The 17,201-nt window shown below is 63.4% G+C and carries 18 protein-coding genes; 10 read left to right on the top strand and 8 right to left on the bottom strand.

What is annotated here, in order from left to right; translation table 11 throughout:
- Window positions 1-29 precede the first annotated feature (29 nt).
- Genes AS9A_RS23310 through AS9A_RS13880 form a run of 5 tightly spaced genes read left to right on the top strand, consistent with a single transcriptional unit; the run spans window position 30 to window position 5,334 of the window.
- Window positions 30-698 carry an HAD family hydrolase gene (locus AS9A_RS23310; protein WP_085930620.1) on the top strand — a complete coding sequence of 223 codons (669 nt, stop codon included), beginning with the start codon at window positions 30-32 and terminating at the stop codon, window positions 696-698.
- Window positions 695-2,203: an FGGY-family carbohydrate kinase gene (locus tag AS9A_RS13895; protein ID WP_013807682.1), complete on the top strand. Its 1,509-nt coding sequence runs from the start codon at window positions 695-697 to the stop codon at window positions 2,201-2,203. Before AS9A_RS23310 ends, AS9A_RS13895 begins: the two co-directional genes overlap by 4 nt.
- Window positions 2,196-3,656: an FGGY-family carbohydrate kinase gene (locus tag AS9A_RS13890; RefSeq protein ID WP_013807681.1), complete on the top strand. Its 1,461-nt coding sequence runs from the start codon at window positions 2,196-2,198 to the stop codon at window positions 3,654-3,656. Before AS9A_RS13895 ends, AS9A_RS13890 begins: the two co-directional genes overlap by 8 nt.
- Window positions 3,653-4,297, top strand: a complete 645-nt coding sequence (locus AS9A_RS13885) for a histidine phosphatase family protein (RefSeq protein WP_013807680.1) — start codon at window positions 3,653-3,655, stop codon at window positions 4,295-4,297. The genes AS9A_RS13890 and AS9A_RS13885 overlap by 4 nt, the downstream gene beginning before the upstream one ends.
- Complete coding sequence (locus AS9A_RS13880) at window positions 4,294-5,334, top strand: 2-hydroxyacid dehydrogenase (RefSeq protein WP_013807679.1); 1,041 nt, start codon at window positions 4,294-4,296, stop codon at window positions 5,332-5,334. The genes AS9A_RS13885 and AS9A_RS13880 overlap by 4 nt, the downstream gene beginning before the upstream one ends.
- On the opposite strand, the gene AS9A_RS23305 is transcribed toward AS9A_RS13880, so the two are convergent.
- Together AS9A_RS23305 and AS9A_RS23870 are read right to left on the bottom strand one after the other, a co-directional pair.
- Window positions 5,318-5,947 (bottom strand): maleylpyruvate isomerase family mycothiol-dependent enzyme, encoded by a 630-nt coding sequence (locus AS9A_RS23305; protein ID WP_013807678.1) that lies wholly within the window; start codon window positions 5,945-5,947, stop codon window positions 5,318-5,320. The genes AS9A_RS13880 and AS9A_RS23305 overlap by 17 nt on opposite strands.
- Before the next feature lie 10 nt (window positions 5,948-5,957).
- Complete coding sequence (locus AS9A_RS23870) at window positions 5,958-6,419, bottom strand: cupin domain-containing protein (RefSeq protein ID WP_013807677.1); 462 nt, start codon at window positions 6,417-6,419, stop codon at window positions 5,958-5,960.
- An 83-nt stretch (window positions 6,420-6,502) separates the two neighbouring features.
- On the opposite strand from AS9A_RS23870, the gene AS9A_RS13865 reads away from it, so the two are divergent.
- From AS9A_RS13865 to AS9A_RS13855, 3 genes are all read left to right on the top strand, one after another.
- A complete protein-coding gene (locus AS9A_RS13865) occupies window positions 6,503-6,940 on the top strand; it encodes a MarR family winged helix-turn-helix transcriptional regulator (protein ID WP_013807676.1) in 438 nt (145 codons plus the stop codon).
- 412 nt (window positions 6,941-7,352) lie between these two features.
- Window positions 7,353-8,750, top strand: coding sequence for a DUF2252 domain-containing protein (locus AS9A_RS13860; protein WP_013807675.1), 1,398 nt, complete (start codon window positions 7,353-7,355; stop codon window positions 8,748-8,750).
- Window positions 8,751-8,842: 92 nt separating this feature from the next.
- Entirely contained in the window at window positions 8,843-9,562 is a 720-nt protein-coding gene (locus tag AS9A_RS13855; RefSeq protein WP_013807674.1) for a hypothetical protein, read from the top strand.
- A gap of 74 nt (window positions 9,563-9,636) precedes the next feature.
- Here AS9A_RS13855 and AS9A_RS13850 read toward each other — a convergent pair whose 3' ends face one another.
- On the bottom strand, window positions 9,637-10,125 hold the full coding sequence (locus AS9A_RS13850) for an NUDIX domain-containing protein (protein WP_013807673.1): 489 nt from the start codon (window positions 10,123-10,125) through the stop codon (window positions 9,637-9,639).
- An 84-nt stretch (window positions 10,126-10,209) separates the two neighbouring features.
- Here AS9A_RS13850 and AS9A_RS13845 point away from each other — a divergent pair, with 84 nt between their 5' ends.
- Window positions 10,210-10,608, top strand: coding sequence for a VOC family protein (locus AS9A_RS13845; protein WP_013807672.1), 399 nt, complete (start codon window positions 10,210-10,212; stop codon window positions 10,606-10,608).
- A 2-nt stretch (window positions 10,609-10,610) separates the two neighbouring features.
- On the opposite strand, the gene AS9A_RS13840 is transcribed toward AS9A_RS13845, so the two are convergent.
- From AS9A_RS13840 to AS9A_RS13825, 4 genes are all read right to left on the bottom strand, one after another.
- On the bottom strand, window positions 10,611-12,011 hold the full coding sequence (locus tag AS9A_RS13840) for an NAD(P)/FAD-dependent oxidoreductase (protein ID WP_013807671.1): 1,401 nt from the start codon (window positions 12,009-12,011) through the stop codon (window positions 10,611-10,613).
- 83 nt (window positions 12,012-12,094) lie between these two features.
- Window positions 12,095-14,131, bottom strand: a complete 2,037-nt coding sequence (locus AS9A_RS13835; protein ID WP_013807670.1) for a P-loop NTPase family protein — start codon at window positions 14,129-14,131, stop codon at window positions 12,095-12,097.
- A 38-nt stretch (window positions 14,132-14,169) separates the two neighbouring features.
- On the bottom strand, window positions 14,170-15,129 hold the full coding sequence (locus tag AS9A_RS13830; RefSeq protein WP_013807669.1) for a permease prefix domain 1-containing protein: 960 nt from the start codon (window positions 15,127-15,129) through the stop codon (window positions 14,170-14,172).
- Window positions 15,126-15,467: a PadR family transcriptional regulator gene (locus tag AS9A_RS13825; RefSeq protein ID WP_041451096.1), complete on the bottom strand. Its 342-nt coding sequence runs from the start codon at window positions 15,465-15,467 to the stop codon at window positions 15,126-15,128. Before AS9A_RS13825 ends, AS9A_RS13830 begins: the two co-directional genes overlap by 4 nt.
- Window positions 15,468-15,509: 42 nt before the next feature.
- On the opposite strand from AS9A_RS13825, the gene AS9A_RS24660 reads away from it, so the two are divergent.
- A complete protein-coding gene (locus tag AS9A_RS24660; RefSeq protein ID WP_013807667.1) occupies window positions 15,510-16,451 on the top strand; it encodes a DUF559 domain-containing protein in 942 nt (313 codons plus the stop codon).
- Between the two features lie 7 nt (window positions 16,452-16,458).
- Here AS9A_RS24660 and AS9A_RS13815 read toward each other — a convergent pair whose 3' ends face one another.
- A complete protein-coding gene (locus tag AS9A_RS13815; protein WP_013807666.1) occupies window positions 16,459-17,196 on the bottom strand; it encodes an ABC transporter permease in 738 nt (245 codons plus the stop codon).
- Window positions 17,197-17,201: the final 5 nt, after the last annotated feature.

The raw sequence follows: 17,201 nt of genomic DNA, 5'->3' as shown, positions 1-17,201 counted from the left end.
GACGTCGGCGGCACCATTTACGACGACGATTGCTTCGCACAGGCGCTCCTCAAAGCGGTGCACGAGCTGAACCCTGCCGTCACGGATCCCGAGTTCTGGGCCGTGTACGACGCGCACGGCAATATGCGAAAGGGTCGCTGCGCACGACCATCGCTGAGCGGTTCGCGGCTGGGCGCCGCGCTGAACTCGACGGACGTGCACGGGCCCACTGGGACTATCCGCAGTCCTCGCTGTATACCGATGTGCGACCGGTGCTTTCAGCACTCGCCCAGCAGTATCAGCTCGGCATCATCGCGAACTCGCGGGAGAACGTTCTTGACGCGCTGGAACGCGATGGGCTGCGGGACCTTTTCACCGTCACCACGCTCGCGGATCACGTGGGTGCCGTGAAACCGGACCGCAGGATCTTCCAGCACGCGCTGCGCGAGGCGGGTATCCGCGCTGACCGGACAGTCTATGTCGGCAACAGGCTGGATACGGACATCCGGCCGGCACAGTCGCTCGGCATGCGGGCAGTATGGATGCTGCGCGGAGAAGCCCCGCCAGCGCCGACCGAACGTCAGCTTTCGGAACCAGACGCGGTGATCAGCTCGCTCACAGGGTTGCCACTCGTACTCGAGCGTTTCGCAGGCAGGGAACCCACGCCACCCTCGGCAGTCCGGGTCCACTCAGCAGCGAAGGTCGAGGCGCCACGATGACTGCCCTTGCTGTAGACGTCGGCACGTCCATGATCAAGACGGTGCTGTTCAGCGACAACGGTGACGAAGTTACCGTGTCGCGGCAGGCCACCGAGGTTCAGCGCCCCCAGCCAGGGTGGGCCGAGCAAGACATGATGGCGGTGTGGAACGCGGTGCTGTTCACGATCCGCAGCGTCCTCCCTCAGGCGGCCACGCCTGTCCAGTTCCTTTCGATCACCGCGCAAGGCGACGGTTGCTGGCTTGTCGATGAGGATGGCGCACCTACAGGTCCCGCGATCCTCTGGTCCGACGGGCGCGCCGCTGACATAGTCGACACCTGGCGTGATGAAGGACTGCTCGAGAAGGCCTTCCGGTGCAACGGATCGCTGACGTTCCCCGGCCTCCCGAACGCGATCCTCACGTGGCTTGCCAGCCACGACCCGGGGCGTCTTGAACGCTCCGCGGTGTCACTTTATGCGGGAGGATGGCTGTACCTTCGCTTCACGGGCCGATGCGCCGTCGACGAGTCCGATGCGTCGGCTCCGTTCCTCGATCTGCGCTCACGAACCTACGCACCGGAGATCAGGTCGATGTTCGGAATGGAGTGGGCCGAACGATTGATGCCTGATGTCTGTTCAGATGATCAGCGTGCCGGCAAGCTCAGCCCGCAGGCAGCCGCGGAACTCGGCCTTCCAGAGGGGTTGCCCGTTGTCCTCGCTCCCTATGACATCGTATCGACCTCGATCGGTGCGGGCGCCACGTCACCCGGGCAGGCCTGCACGATTCTCGGGACAACGCTCTGCACTGAAGTGGTCCGCGATACGGTCGACACAGACGGAGAACCTGCCGGCCTCACTATCGCGCTTGACTCGCATGGAAAAGTGCTGCGTGCGTTCCCGACTCTCGCTGGGGCAGAAGTTCTGGTGTGGGCGGCGGAACTGCTCAGTGTCTCGCATCCGCGCGACCTGGTGACCCTCTCAGAGCAGTCAGTGCCCGGTGCGCGGGGACTGGTGTTCCTCCCGTATTTATCCCCAGCGGGGGAGCGCGCACCCTTTCTTGACACGCATGCGCGAGGGACGTTCTGGGGGCTCAGTCTTGAACACGGTCGCGCTGACATCGCCCGGGCCGTGCTCGAAGGCCTGACCCTGGTGATCCGGGATTGCCTCGAAGCGTCCGGCGCCCGCACAGAAGAACTGCGAGTTTGCGGTGGAGGTGCGGCAAACATGCTGTGGTGCAAGCTCATCGCCGATGTCGTGGGTGTGCGGGTGGTGCGGTCTGCCGACAGTGAGTCGGGAGCGAAAGGTGCGTTCCTGGCAGGACTCGTCGCAACGGGTGCGGCACCCGATCTGGAGGCCGCGGCGATCAGGTATGTGCGCACACACACGAGTTGTGACCCGGACCCAGACCGCGCCGCGTTCTACACCTCGCTTTACCGCGAGTTCCGCCAGTTGCGTGACGTGGCCCGGCGCGGCTGGGAAATTCAGGCCCAGCCGAAGGGCACGCCAGAGGGAGTAACTCATGTCTGACGAGGTCTGGCTTGGCATCGATGTTGGTACTCAGAGCGTGCGGTGCGTCGCGGTCACCGCAGATGGCCGGGTCGCGGGCTCCGGTGCACACCCGCTGACGAGTTACCGGAGCGGAGATCGGCATGAACAAAAACCTGAATCATGGTGGGAAGCGCTCGCAACCGCTAGCCGGGCAGCACTAGCACAGGCGGATGTCACCGTCCGTGGCGTCGCGCTCGACGCCACGTCGGGGACGATCGTGCTGACTGATCGCGCTGGCAGGCCGGTCACACCCGGCCTCATGTACGACGACGCACGTGCGGCGGGCGAGGCTGTCACGGTGCAAGAAGCGGGAGAGGATCTCTGGCGGTCACTGGGCTACAGGCCGCAAGCGTCCTGGGCACTGCCGAAACTGTTGTGGCTGTACCGGCACGCAGACCTTCCCGAGCACGCGGTGCTGCAGCACCAGGCTGACTACCTAACGAGCCTCCTCACGGGACACCCCACCGCGGCGGATTCGAGCCATGCTCTGAAAACCGGGTACGACCTCGAAAACGAGAAATGGCCTGTAGACGTGTTCGACGCAATCGGTGTTCCCGCATCGATGCTGCCCGACGTGGTCCGGCCGGGAACGGAACTCGGCGTGGTCGGTGCGGCCGCTGCCGACGCGACGGGCATCCCCGCGGGAACGCCCGTCAAAGCTGGTATGACAGATGGCTGCGCGGCACTGCTCGGCTCCGGAGCACTGGGGGTGGGTTCGTGGAACGCTGTTCTGGGCACAACGCTGGTGCTGAAAGGCGTGACGGACACGCGGCTGCGCGATCCGCTCGGTGTTGTCTACAGCCACCGCGCGCCTGACGGCAATTGGCTGCCGGGTGGTGCGTCCAGTGCAGGCGCAGGTGTGCTGTCCGCCGAGTTTCCTGGCGCGAACCTCGATGCGATGAATTCGAAAGCTGCGGAGCGAGGTGGCACTGCAATTACGTATCCCATTGTGTCGCAGGGGGAGCGGTTCCCGTTCGTGGCGCCCGAACTGCGGCGTTTCACCATCGGTGAAGTAGCCGACGACATCGACTATTACGCGTCATTGCTGCGCGGTGTCGCGTATGTGGAGCGGCTGTGTTTCGACTATCTCGACCTGCTCGGCGCGCCGACACATGGCACGCTCAGCGTCACCGGTGGCGGTGCGCGAAGCAGCTATTGGAATCAATTGCGAGCCGACGTTTTACAGCGGAGCATCGTCGTACCCGAACATGCCGACGCGGCAATGGGTATGGCGATTCTGGCTCGTGCGGGTACCGGCCCGCTGGCCGACGGCGCTCATGGATTCAGCCGTCGGGCAACGAAATTCGAACCCCGCAGTGACCAGACGACGATGCACGACGACAGCTATCTGACGCTGATCGATGAGCTACACAAGCGAGGCTGGCTGCCGGACTCGGTGGCCCGTCACGCGCGGAGGAGGAGAAACCGGTGACTGACCTGACTTTGGTGCGCCATGGAGAAACCGTCTGGCATGCGGATAATCGCTACACCGGAAGCACCGATATCGCACTGACAGAACGGGGTCGTCAACAAGCTGACCAGCTTGCGAGCTGGGCGGAACAAGCCCATTTGAACGCGATCTGGGTGTCACCGCTGGGGCGGGCACGTGACACGGCAGCCCCTTGCGAGCGTGCCACCGGCCTCACCGCATCCGTGGACAAGCGGCTCGCCGAACTTGACTTCGGCGCAGGCGAAGGACTGACCAGCGGGGAGATGCTCGCACAGTTCCCAGACGCGCGGCGCGCGTTCGAACGGGACCCCGTTGCGGGGCACTTGCCAGGCAGTGAAGATCCGCGCCGAGCAACGGACCGGGCGATCGACTGTCTGAAAGACATTGCCCACGAGCATCCGTCGGGCCGGGTTCTGGTAGTTGGCCACGGGACAGTGAAACGTCTGGTGCTCTGCCATCTGCTTGGTATCCCGCTGCGCCATTACCGAGACATGTTCCCGAATGTCCGTAACTGCGGCGTCACCACAATCCGTTGGGACGGAACGGGGCACGCCGCATTGATCGAATACAACACCCCCATCGACTTCCCCGCATACGACCCAGGAAAGGACATGACCCCATGACTGTCCGCATTCTCGCCGCAGGTGACCAGTTCGTCCGTCCCGGCCTGCTCGTGCACGCCCTGCACCAGGAACTCGGCAACACGGTCGACGTGTCGACGCTGGAACTGCCCTGGCCGGTCGAACCGTTCAGGCGAATCGCAGAAGTGGACGAAGCGTCGGGCAGTGAAGAACAGATGATAGAGGCGCTGCGAGGCGTGCGTATCTGTGTGACCCAGATGGCGCCGCTCACCGAACGGATTCTCCAGGCGTGCCCCAGTCTGGAACTGTTCGCGGTGGGCCGTGGCGGACCGGTAAACGCGAACGTCGATGCTGCCGCCCGTCATGGCGTAACAGTTACCTGCGCGCCGGGCCGGAACGCGGTCGCGACGTCTGAGCACACCGTCGCGATGATGATGGCAGCTGCCCGGCGCATCCCGCATACTCACGGCGAGCTGATGGGCGGTGTGTGGCGTGGCGACTACTACCAGTACGACCAGGTTGGTGTCGAACTCGAAGGCTCCTGCGTCGGGCTCGTCGGTTACGGAGCCATCGGCAAGCGCGTCGCCCGTATCCTCAAGGGCTTCGGTGCGACGGTGCTGGTGTACGACCCGTACATACGGTCCGATGCCGTGACTGATGTTGATGAGCTTGTTGGTCTCGATGAGCTGCTGAACCGGTCGCAGGTTGTCTCACTGCATGCCAGGCTCACCAAAGACAACGCGGGCATGATCGGGGCGAAAGAGATCGCCGCGATGCCGAACGGAAGCATCATCGTCAACTGTGCGCGCGGGGGGCTGCTCGACTACGACGCTGTATGTGACGCGCTGGAGAGCGGTCACCTTTTCGGGGCAGCGTTCGACGTGTTTCCCGAGGAGCCGATTCCCGTGGGTTCGCGACTGCTAGCCACACCCGGGATCGTCATGACACCGCACCTCGCGGGAGCCAGCAAACAGACCGCGCACAACGCGGCAAAGATAGTTGCTGCGGAAACCGGCCGGTTCCTGCGCGGTGAGGCGCTCGAGAACGCCGTCGCCCCGAACGTCAGACGCGCGGGGTGAGGTGGGGGAGCCCATCTCCGCTGAGGTGCGAAAGTGTGGCACGACGTCCGCCGAGCACCATCAGCAATGCGCTGATCGGGCCGTGCACGTCTGAGCCGCGTCCTGCACTCCAGGCGGTGTCGGTCGCGGTGAAGCGGACTCCGCGGTAGCGCCGTTTCGCCCACATCGGCCAGATCATCTCCCAGAGCCGGTCGGCGCTGTCGCGCGCGAGTTCGACTGGCATGTGATGATCGCGGCTGAGGGGGAGAGCGATGTCCTGAGCGTGGATGAGTGTGTCGGCGAGAATGTTTCGCTGATTGGTTATCGGCGGAAGTTTGCGTGACGCCGCATGCTTGCGAAGCGCCGCGACGATCTGGTCCACTGGGCGACTGCCATAGGCGATTCCGAGCGCCTGGTTCATTTTGTTGAAGCGGCCGTAGGTGCGTATGGCTTCTCGTGCGGCGGCGCGGAGCGGCGGGTTAGCGCCCAGCGCGACATGCGCCGCGACGTCGCGTACGCGCCATCCCTCGCACAGTGAGGGAGCATCCCATTCATGGGGGGTAAGTGACTCGAGCATGTCAGCGAGATGTAGCCGTTCCTGCTCGATTGCATACCACCTAGCTTCGTGATCCATGAGGTTGCTGTCACCCGATAGCCGACTGGGGGCTTGTCCCAACGGAAACACCATGTCGGTGCGCGATCTCAGCCATGACTGACATCGTTTCATCCATTGTGCGATCCCGGGGCAGTCGTGCGATGTCGGCAAAGAATGATCCCGCGCCGTCCCCGGTTGTGAACGCCAGTATGCGGGCACCTGGCGCGGCAGCGTTCCATGTATAGGGAGTGCCTGGCGTGATTGTGATGCTCGCGCCTCGCGTGAGCGTGTGCTGCACGGTTTCCGAGACGAAGGTGATCGTGCCTTCGAGCACGTAGGCCGTCGCTCCCCAGGGCGAGGTGTGAAGAGGAACGAGCGGTCCGGGCCGCACGTCGACCTCGAATAGTTCGTATGCGCCGCCAGTCGTCGCGGCGCTCGCCTTGACGACGTGAATGCCATCGAATGTGTCGAGAGCGATACCGTCGCCGGGTGCGCTGTAGTGGCTGTTCATGGTTGTCTCCACGATTTCCAAAAAGTTCGATACACTCACCAATGTAGTCAGATTAACTGACTAATTCAAGAGGTGTGAGGGAAATGGCGAACGACGAATTGCCCGTTGGGCTGCTGATGTTCATTTCGTTCCGGTACCTCGAAGGCCGCGTGCATGAGGCACTTGAGGCCGCAGGGTACGGAGACGTGAGCATCGCGCAAGGCCGAGTCGCAGCCAGGATTGCGCCGGGGGGCAGCCGCCTCACCGACCTCGCCGAGCAGGCGCAAATCACCAAACAAACAGCAGGCTTCCTCGTCGACCAGCTGGAGAAATCGGGCCTCGTGGAACGAGTGCCCGACCCGATGGATAAGCGGGCACGGCTCGTCCGGTTTACCGAACACGGGAAGAGGCTCTCGGCCGCCGCCAATGCCGCCGTCGCGGAAGTCGAGGCCGAATGGGAAGCGCATTTGGGGAAACGACATATGGATCAGTTGCGCCGCGCGCTGTTCGAACTGCGGGAAGTCACTGACCCGTACATGTGACGATCGGTACTGACCCCAGACAGGACGCAAGCGCCCAAACGGGGAATTGGGCGCTCACGTTCAAGAGTCAGGCTGGGGCAATTCGTCCTACCATGCTGGCCGGCATGGTCAACTTCTTGCCGAAGTCTCTAGCGGCTCTTCACTTTTGCGGGTGTCTTACGCATCCGTGTTTTCAACCGCGCCTTCCTGCGCATCCAGTCCCCCGGGGTCGCTGTTTTCCGGATCCAGCGGCCGGGCTGTATGGATATGTGAGTCCCTCTGCAGTAGAACTCACCGCATTCCAGTCGGTCCATCAATATTACGCCTCTGCGCTGCACGTCAGCAAGACGTTCGTTGCCCACGATGCTCGGGAGCATGGGACCATGACGGCAATGTACCCACACCGGCGTCGTCGAGGAAGATACTGAAACGCATGATGAACCACCGCGTCCTGGCCGATGCAGATAGCCGCGCCTACGGCTCGATGCGGGATCAGCCGGTATCGCGCGACGAACGGTACAAGGTGGGTCAGGAGTTGCGGCACAGTGTGCCCCGGTCATCTTTGGCCGAGTGGAAAAAACCGAATGACCGTGCCGATCCGGTCGAGCAAGTGAACGTATCGCATCAAGGGCGGCTGGACTGGCTGGTCCCGGTGCGGGTCGGACGCATGATCGCGTCACCCTACGGCTTTCTGCGTGGCACCGCGGGACTGATGGCTACTGATGTTGCGACGCTCCCCGCGACCGGAATCATGCCTGTGATCTGCGGAGACTCGCATATGGGTAACTTCGGTTTCTACGCGTCACCGGAACGTGAACTCGTTTTCGATCTGAACGACTTCGACGAAGCACATCCCGGGGGCTGGGAATGGGACCTGCGGCGGCTCGTTGCCAGCATCTGGGTAGCGGGACGGCAGAACGGTGCCTCCGAAGGTCAGTGCGGGGAAGCCACACATTCGTGCGTGGAGGCGTACCGAGGCCAGTTGCGCCGCCTCGCGGAGATGCCTCTGCTGCAGCGTCATTTCGAACGCCTTGACGTCGATAGGCTGCGCGCCACCGCCAACGACAGCAGCTTGCGCCACCAGATAGAGCGGTCCGCCAAACGGGCCCGCAAACGCACCAGTGACCGTGCACTGCCACGGTTCACCGAAGAGCGCGACGGGCAGCGCCGCATTGTCGAAGAACCACCGCTGATCACCAGCCTCGGCGAGAAGGAAGCCACCCGGCTAGCTGAGGCGCTCGATCAGTACCTCGAATCCGTGCCGTCGCAGTGGCGGCGCGTACTCGCCGGCTACACGGTGCGCGACGTCGCCCACAAGGTGGTTGGTGTGGGGAGCGTCGGTCTGCGCGCCTACGTGGTGCTATGTGAAGGCAGCAGTCCCGACGACGTCCTCTTCTTGCAGTTGAAGCAGGCCCGACGATCCGTCATTGCGCGGTTCGTCCACGGCGATGACGCGTGGCATGCGCACCAGGGTCAGCGCGTCGTCGAATATCAGCACGCACTGCAAACGGCGAGTGACCCACTGCTCGGCTGGACGTCCTTCGACGGCCGGCAGTTCTATGTCCGCCAGTTCCGGAACATGAAGGGCGCGATCGACATCGACGACATTGACACCGAGGCGCTCGCGGACTATGCCCGCATTTGCGGCCACCTCCTCGCGAAAGGACATGCGCGGACCAGTGGCGCGTCAATGATCGCTGGGTATCTGGGGAAAAGCGACAAGGTCGCGGAGTCGCTCAGCAAGTTCGCCAAGGCGTACGCCGACCAGACCGAGGAAGACCATCAGGCGCTGGTCGATGCGGTGAAGAACGGGAAGATACCGGCGGAATAGACGCGGGCGAAGTTTGAAGGGTTGGGAATCGCCGCATACTGTCGTGGCCGATCCCGAAGCACGATCCAGCGGGAGAGAGGGAGAGGACTGGAATGCGGACACTGATCAAACTTCTCATCGGTCTCGTGGTGGTCGTTGTGGCTGCCGCAGCTGTGGGAGAGGCGCTCGCGCGCTACTTTGTCGGCCGGGAAGTCAGTGAGCCGCTGAGTGACACGTGGCAGACCAGCGTTTCCACCTCGTTCGGGACTCAACCGCTGATACCTGGCCTCCTCAATGACCGGGTCGGTGAGATGACCATCGAATCTGACACCATCACGAGGGGCAGCCTGAGCGGTTCGTCGGTGCTCATCAAGCTGGACGGCACCGATATCAGTGACCGCGCCAACCCGGTTGCCGAGCAGGTGAACATCACGGCGCGTGTCACCACTCAGACGATCCTCGAGGCGATCGAGGCCCAAGGTGGGGGCGGCGTCCAGCTCCCACTAGGCGTTGTGGTGACGATCGATGACGTGGTGGCCCGTCCGGACCGTAACGCGATCGAAGTGGTTCTCGCTGAAGGTGCCGCGTCGGTGTTCGTCACACCGCTCGTCCAGAATGGCGAGATCGTCACCGAGACAGACGGTGGCTCGATTCTCGGCTTCCCGATCCCGGACCAAATCTTCTCCGCCATCCGGAGCGGTACACAGGAATCAGTCGCCGTGCTGCCCGACGGATTGGTGGCGGAACGCGTCGAGGTGACCGCGGACGGTGTCGACGTTTATCTCGCCGGGCAATCATTGGCACTGAGCGAGCTGAACAACGCGCAACCTTGACGTTCGGCGGGGCAGTGGGCGTGCCCCTCACATGTGCCGAGAAATGGTCGTGCCACGTCGCGTTTCGCGGTGCGTTATTCAGCACGTGTGGCCTCGCCGGGCGGTTCGCGAACTGTCGCGGCGAGGGCGTCGAGCATCGGCCGCTGTCCCGCGACGAGAAGTGGGCGGGCTTCCGCCACCGGAACCCAGCGGGCGTCGTCAATCTCGGGGAATGCCCGTCGGCGGCCCGAACGTGGCGGCCACTCGAGCTCGAACGTGTTGCTGCTGACCGCATCGACCTCAAATAGAGCCGCCTCGCCAGCGAAAACGTGCACTACCTTGCCCGATGCATAACGAAACGACCCGAGCTTGAAGTACGCAACATCGGGCGCTGCGGAGCCGATCTCTTCGGCGAACTCACGGTGAGCGGTCGCGAGCGCGTCCTCACCGGGCATGCACTCGCCCTTCGGGATCGTCCAGGCGCCCTCGGTCCTGCGCGCCCAGAAGGGACCGCCCATGTGTGCGAGGAACACTTCTAGCGAGCTGCTCATCCGGTACAGCAGAATGCCCGCGCTTTCAGCCACGCCCGCAGCATAGCTGGCCGTGGAATCCGGGAGTAAAATTCGATCCAGCGCCCGGCAGGAGGGCTGCTGAAGGGAGCGTCGGCCATGTCTGAGTTTCCGCCATTAGGTCACGTGGCTCTCACTGTGAAGAGCTGCGACGTCAGCCGCCCCTGGTACCAAGCTTTGTTCGGCACCCAGCCCGTCATCGACGAAGACACCGGCCCCTGGTATCACGTCGTGTGGGCATTGCCCGGCGGCGGCTTGCTCGGAATCCATGAACATCCAGGCACCCCGAAAGAAGACACATTCGATGAAGTTCGCATCGGGCTTGACCATGTGTCCTTCCACTGCGGGAGCCGCAGCGAGCTCGAAGCATGGAAGGTGAAACTGGATGAGTTGGGGGTCAAGAATGGAGGGATCAAGGACGCCCCGTATGGCTCCGGGCTCTCCTTCCGCGACCCCGACGGAAACGCGCTGGAGTTCTTCGCGGCGCCCGCAAACTAAATTCAGAGTGCGTGAGTCACATGTGTGGACGTGTCACCGATCTTTGGATCGTGCGGCGGGATCTGGGTGGGCGGGCGCAGCACTCGTCGCAGCATGCGCGGGCTGAAGAGCCGCGAGGGCGGCTCCATGAACGCCGATACCCTCAGGAACGTACGCGCGACGAAGGGATCGGTTTCGGCGGCGGCCTGAATCCGCGAGACGTACCGTTCCGCCAGGCGGGTGGCGAGTGTCCGCTCACCCTCAACTTCCGGCAGCGCCAGATCCCCGCCGATCGCGGTCTGCCACGCGACGCCGATTGGTTTGGCCGCGGCACGGAAATACCTGCGGGCGAGGGTGCGATGGTTCCCAGCCAGGCTCTTTCGCAGCGCCATCGCCTGAAGCGCAGCGACCGACATGCCCTGGGCGTACAGCGGATTGAAGCTGCACGCTGCGTCGCCGATCACGAGCAGCCCCGTGGGGAAGTCGGTGAGCTTCTCATAGTGGCGGCGCAGATTCGACGGGAATCCGTGACCGACCGGCGCGTCCAGCGCCTCCGCCTGCTGGATCGCGCGCAACACCTCAGGCGGCGCGACATGCGCAACGAATTCCCTATGCCGCAATGGATCGGCTGAGGGGCGGTGTGTTCCGTACCCGAAGACAAGCAGCTTCCAGTGATCGTTTTCTTGCCTGATCAGCACCATCCCTCTGGGGTTGCCCGGTACCGGGCCGTGTAAATAGAGCTGCAACTCGCCGAGGGCACCTTCCTGCAACCGTAGCGTCTGGCTCACGTACTTCAGGTCGACCCGAAGCTCGCTCTTCGCTGGAGGCGTGCACCCGAGTGCGCTGATCCACTCGGGTACCCGGCTGCGGCGTCCGGTTGCGTCGACAACGAGGTCCGCCGCACGTACCTCGGCCGCGCTGCCGGACCGCCGCTGCACGACGTTCACCCCGGTCACGCGAGGTATGCGTCCGTTCGGTGTGGTGTGCAATCCGACGACGTCGCAGCGATCGATCAGGGCCACGTTCGGTAGACGCTCTAGCCGGGCGCGGAGCTGACGCTCTAGCAGTGGCCGGGACGGCTGATAGGTCGGGTCCTCGATGACGCCTTCCTGACTCAACGTGTGGCCGCCAACGATGAATTTGATCTCGCGGCAGGTGCGGAGCACAGGGACATTCATCGCCTTGAGATCGGACAGGAAGCCAGGGAACAGTGACTCGATGACCTGAGCGCCACCCGGCAGCAGCAGATGAGCTTGCCGGCTTTGCGGAACCCCGAGACGCGGTTCCGCTGCGGTGGGCAGGGCGTCGCGTTCGAGAATCGTCACCCGTTCAAAGGTCTCCGACAGCACACGCGCAGCAAGCAGTCCTGCCATGCTGGCGCCGAGAACAATGGCGTGTTCGTGGCTGGTGGTGGACAGTGACATCGCTGCCTCCTCAAATCGGGATAGAGTGACGATACCGCCGGGAACTGTTCACTATCCAGGCCATTTATTGCTCGATCTGGCGCCTAACCGTAGAGCTCGCGGTGCCAGAGATCAGCGGCGATCCGCTCCACACCGCGCGTCAAGTGACGGCGATAGGTCGAGAACGGAAGGCCGAGCACTTCCGCGGCTTTCTCCTGCGTCACTGCCGGGTGGAGGTACGTGCGGTTGATCACGCGATAGAGCTTCTCGCTGCGCGGGTCTTCACCCAGGCTTTCGGCGGCCGCGGTGATCTGCCGCTGGAGCTCGGCAACCGGGTGTGCTGCTCCGCGGGTGAGGCGCGACGTTGCCAGCGGGTTGCGGGCAAGGCGCGCCGGATCGCGGAAATGTTTCAGCGCATCGCGCACTGCGTGCTCGAAGTCGGGCTGCGACAGGGCAACTTCCGGTACCGGAGCAGTGGGTGGCGTGATGTCCTCTCCAACCTCACGTCTGCCCATCATGTCTAGCCAGTCGCTGATGTTCTTGCGGCGCCAGTCGTGCGCAAACACGGAGTAATGGGCGCCGCCTACGTCGTACTCAGCGGCGGTTGCACGGTGGAAGTCCAGGTAGTCGAAGAGCGGCGCCCAGCGCTCGCCGTCGGCATAGGCACCGATGAGATCCCATGCTGGCGACGTCGCGCGGAGGAGTTCCTGGGTGTGTCGCACACTGATGAGGTTCTGCGACATTGATGGTTCCTGATTGTGGATGGCATCTATCAGGAACCTCGCCGCGTAGACGGTTTCACCGGGCAGCGGAGGCGCGGTCTGCACCACGTAGCGCCACATCGCGCGGGTGCCGGGGTCCGCATCACGTTCAGCTGGGTCCATTCCGTGCAGTTCGAGGCGGCAGGCGAAGCCGATAGGTCCGGGCTCGCCGGCGCGAAACACTATGAACGCGGAAGGCTGATGTTCGAGCCAGAACCGCACATAGTCAGCCTGTTCTGGCCCCTGATGCTGTTCGGTCATCGCGATGATGGCCGCGTGGTCGGAGGGGGACAGTTCGTCGGTGTACGCCTGGCCGAATGTCGCCCAATCCCAGAAGCCGCTTACTGCACGGTTGCGCCGGTGCAGGTATGCCAGCGCATGAACATGTCGCAGCTGGGTGCGGCCCGTGGTCGCGGCGATTGTTCGCAGGACGTGCTCACGAACTTTATCGTGCAGCTCGACGTATCTGTTTTCGTCACGCCAGCGAAGGTCCGCGTCGAGCGCGTCACGTGCTGCGTCGTGCGGGAAAACGCCCCACGGTCCTTCTTCGACGAACGACACCGCACGCAGCCAGGTGAACAGGTCGGGCACGTCATCACCGGGAAGGACATCGCGCAGCAAAGCCTCCGTCGTGTACTGCGCGAGGGAACACACTTCCACTGCGGACCTGTGAAGCAGGGAGGGCACCGCATCCACAAATCGGTGCAGCAGCGCGGCGACGATGTTCGGTGCTAGCGCGAGGTCACTGTCCGCTAAGTGCTCAGCCCGCAGCACCTCAGTCATCAGCGCGAGAGACAGTGGATGGCCATGGGTGAGCTGGAGTGCGACGTCATGGCGTGCCGCAGCAACACCTGCTGCAGCAAGGAACGTGCGTGTGTCTTCTGGCGCGAGATTGCGGAGCGACACCACGCGCAGAAGGTCCTGCCATCCAGGGTCAGCAAGCCACTCTGGGGAGGGTGGATTCCGGCCCGCTATCACCACGGTGACGTCGCTCGGCAGCGAGGGCAGGAACTCGCCGCGCAGCCACACATCCAAAGGTGCGAGCACCTCGTATGTGTCGAGCAGCAGGACGGCTGGCTCGGAGGGAAGTTCACCGCCAAGAGCATCAAGGAAGGCGGCCGGCGACGGATCGAGATTGCGGGCATCGAGAGCGATGACGCGGCGCCGGTACGACAGCGAGATTTCCTGGAATTGATCGAGCAGCGCCGATTTGCCGATACCGCCTGGGCCGTAGAGGTACAGGACCGCAAACGGCGGTGAATCGGAGTCGAGCGCTGCCCGGAACAATTCGAGCTCACCGCGCCGGCCGACGAATCGGGCGCGGCGCGCCGCTCGCAGCCGATCCGCGATGGTCGCGGCCTCAGAAGGGTGTGCGGTCACGCTGTCAATTGTGCGACGTTATCTCTTCCGAGGCGAGACTACGTAGCAGCGCTTGCCTTGCGCAGGCCGTCTGCGCTGTCCCAGATCGCGATCACAGCGACGACGAGAATGATGAGCCACGGGTTGACGGTGGGTACGGAGTCCCATTGCGCGCGTTCCGCGATCGTCGCCAGGAGGGTCGGGTTGATCAACTCGTCGGCGATAGCCAGCCACCCGACGACCGCGAGGAACGCCAGGTTCACCGCTGTGTTCGCGATGGCGATGGGGTAGTTCCAGTGGCCGCGAACGTATTTCGCTACCTCAATCGCGAGTGACAAGACGAGGATGGCAATGATGACCTGCATCCAGCCGTTCCACAGCTCGGGGTTGAGGAGGGGTACGCGCGCGTCGTCGAGCGTGGAAACGGGTGAGCGCAGATGCTGCCAGAACAGGAACCCGATAGCGATTACGACGAACACCATCCCGGTGACTGTTTCACCCTTGGATATCGTCGTTGCGCCGGTGCCTGCTGGCAGGGAATCAGGGTCCCATTCTTCGTGCGCTACGACGTCCTTCTGGTTTCCGGATCGTTCAATGATCGCGAAGACCAGCGTCACCCAGAACACGAGGTGGATCGCGACCTCGATGGTAACGCCGATCGCTGAACCCAGCGCACCGCCGATCGGTTCATCCTCGACCAGTTTGACCGCAAGTATCACGACGGCAATTACGGGTAGGACGATCGAGGTGAGCAGCTGGATCAGTCTTAGATAGTCAGGGAAGATCTCGGGCCCGATCAAGTACTGCGGCCGGTCACGGTATCTGCCGGCGAGGGCGCGTGGTTCGCCGAGTTCGATCAGCACCGCGCGCTCAGCGTCAGTACGCGGCTGGCCGGCGTCCGTGCGTGCGTCCACCATGTCAGTGATCGTCACGGTGAGTTCTGCGGCGATGTCTCCGCGCTGCTTTTCCGGAAGGCGCCGTGCGACGTCCCACACGTAGCGTTCGGTCAAGGTGGTCATTCTGTTCCTCCCCGTGAAAGTGATTCGATCGATGTGTTGAGGGTCCGCCACTCGTCGATCAGGTCGTTGAGGATGGCCGTGCCCAGTGCGCTGACGCGATAGAACTTGCGTGGCCGCGGCTCGTCGGTGTTCCACTCGCTTTCGAGCAGACCCTGCTTCTCGAGGCGTCGCAGCAGCGGGTAGAGAGTGTTGCCATCGACACTGAAGCCTGCTGAGCTCAGCGATTCGAGCAGTGCGTAGCCGTAGCGCGGCTCTGAAAGCGTTGCCAAGCAAGCTAGTACGACGGTGCCTCGGCGTAACTCTTGTATGTGCCCCGGTAGCACTTCGTCCCTCGTCATGCCTAACACAATACTGTGTGTCACACATTATTGTCTAGCATCATGTGTTCGGCACGTGCAGAGAAGCGCACGCCCGAATCGCCAGATCCTGTGATTTTCTCTGCACATGTGATCCGCACCGCCGTGCCGTGCGTCTGGTTAGGCGTGCACCCATTCACACCAGCGCAGCGTGGACTCACACGCGGCCAGTTGCGCGGATACCAGCGTGTTGTGCGAGGCGTCTACATCGAGCGCGCCGCCGAGTTGACGCCACTCGTGAAAGCGCGTGCAGCATGGGTGTGGGCGGCAGGGGAGTGTGTCCTTTCCGGTGTTTCCGCAGCTGCTGTGCACAACGTCAGATATCTGCCCGACCAGTCGGCTGAAATCGTCACCCGGAAGGCTGCGCAGGTCCGCGGCCTGGTCATCCACCGTGACCGGCTCGAGGAGCACGAGGTGATGAGCAAACATGGGATGCGGCTCACCACACCGGCGCGCACGGCATTCGATATCGCGCGGCGCCGCGAACCCGATCATGCTGTGGCGCTGATTGATGCGCTGTACCAGGCCACACCACTCACTCCTGGCATGCTCGCTGAGTACGCGGAACGCAAGCGCGGCAGCCGTGGAATCACTGCGCTGCGTGAAGTTCTGCTACTCGCGGATCCCGGTGCAGAGTCTCCCCGCGAGACACGCCTCCGCCTTCTGATCGTCCGGGCAGGCCTGCCACGGCCGGTAAGTCAGCACACTGTGCGTGACGCGGCGGGGCGGTTCATCGCGCGTGCTGACCTGGCCTGGCCGCAATGGAAGGTCGCTGTCGAATACGACGGGGCACATCACTTCGAGGACCCGAAACAGGCCCGCAAAGATGTCCTGCGCGCGAATGCCTACCTGCGCGCAGGGTGGCGTGTCATACGAGTTGTCAATGAGCACCTGCGAAGGCCAGAGCTGCTGATTCGCCACATCGAAGAGACGTTGCACGACGCGTCCCGCGTAGATGCCGCCTGAAATGTGCCTACTGGAATCGCCTGCCTTCGTCACGCTGATAGCCCCATACCGCTGCAACCGCGAGCACGGCCGTCCAGAAGGCGAGCATCGCCAGGGCCAGCGGGCTCGGTGAATAGTCTGTCAGCGCGCCGACAACAAGATCGGTCGCGCCACGCGTTGGGACATACGGCGCGATCGTCTCAACTAGCGCTGGAGTGTCGTTGGCGTCGAAGAACATTCCGCCCGCCACAGCGAGAGGGATGAAAATGATGCTGTTCGTGATCATCGTGGCCCGCGCGGACAGGTTGTAGCCGATCGCAATGCCCATGATCGTGAACGACACAATCACAGGCAGCAGTGCGAGGGTTGCGAGAAGAACGCGGCTCAACGGTGCCGTGGCCTCCGTGAAAAGGGCTGCCACGAGGACGATAGGAATGACCCCTGCGAGCACGACGGCGAGTCCGGTGAGAATGTTGCTCATGAACTGAGGGCCGAGTCCGCCCGGCAATGTGCGCATGTAGGCGCCCCACGGCGATTCGCGGAGTGCGGACACGGTGAACGAGAAGTGCCCGACGCAGCCGAGCAGCACAGCGAACACCACCATCGTCGCGGTCGCACCCGTCATGGCCGCGGGGTCGTCGGACAGAAACGGGACGATGAAGAACACCATCACAGCGATCGGTGTCAGCGTGATTGCGAGGAATGAGACGGGTGTCCGCGCGGTTTCGATGAGTTGGCGCTTGGTGTACAGGGCAGTGAGAGACATCTCGG

Origin of the sequence: Hoyosella subflava DQS3-9A1 (assembly GCF_000214175.1) — a bacterium.
Taxonomy (GTDB): Bacteria; Actinomycetota; Actinomycetes; order Mycobacteriales; family Mycobacteriaceae; genus Hoyosella; species Hoyosella subflava.
This window is presented reverse-complemented; position numbering and strand designations above follow the sequence as displayed.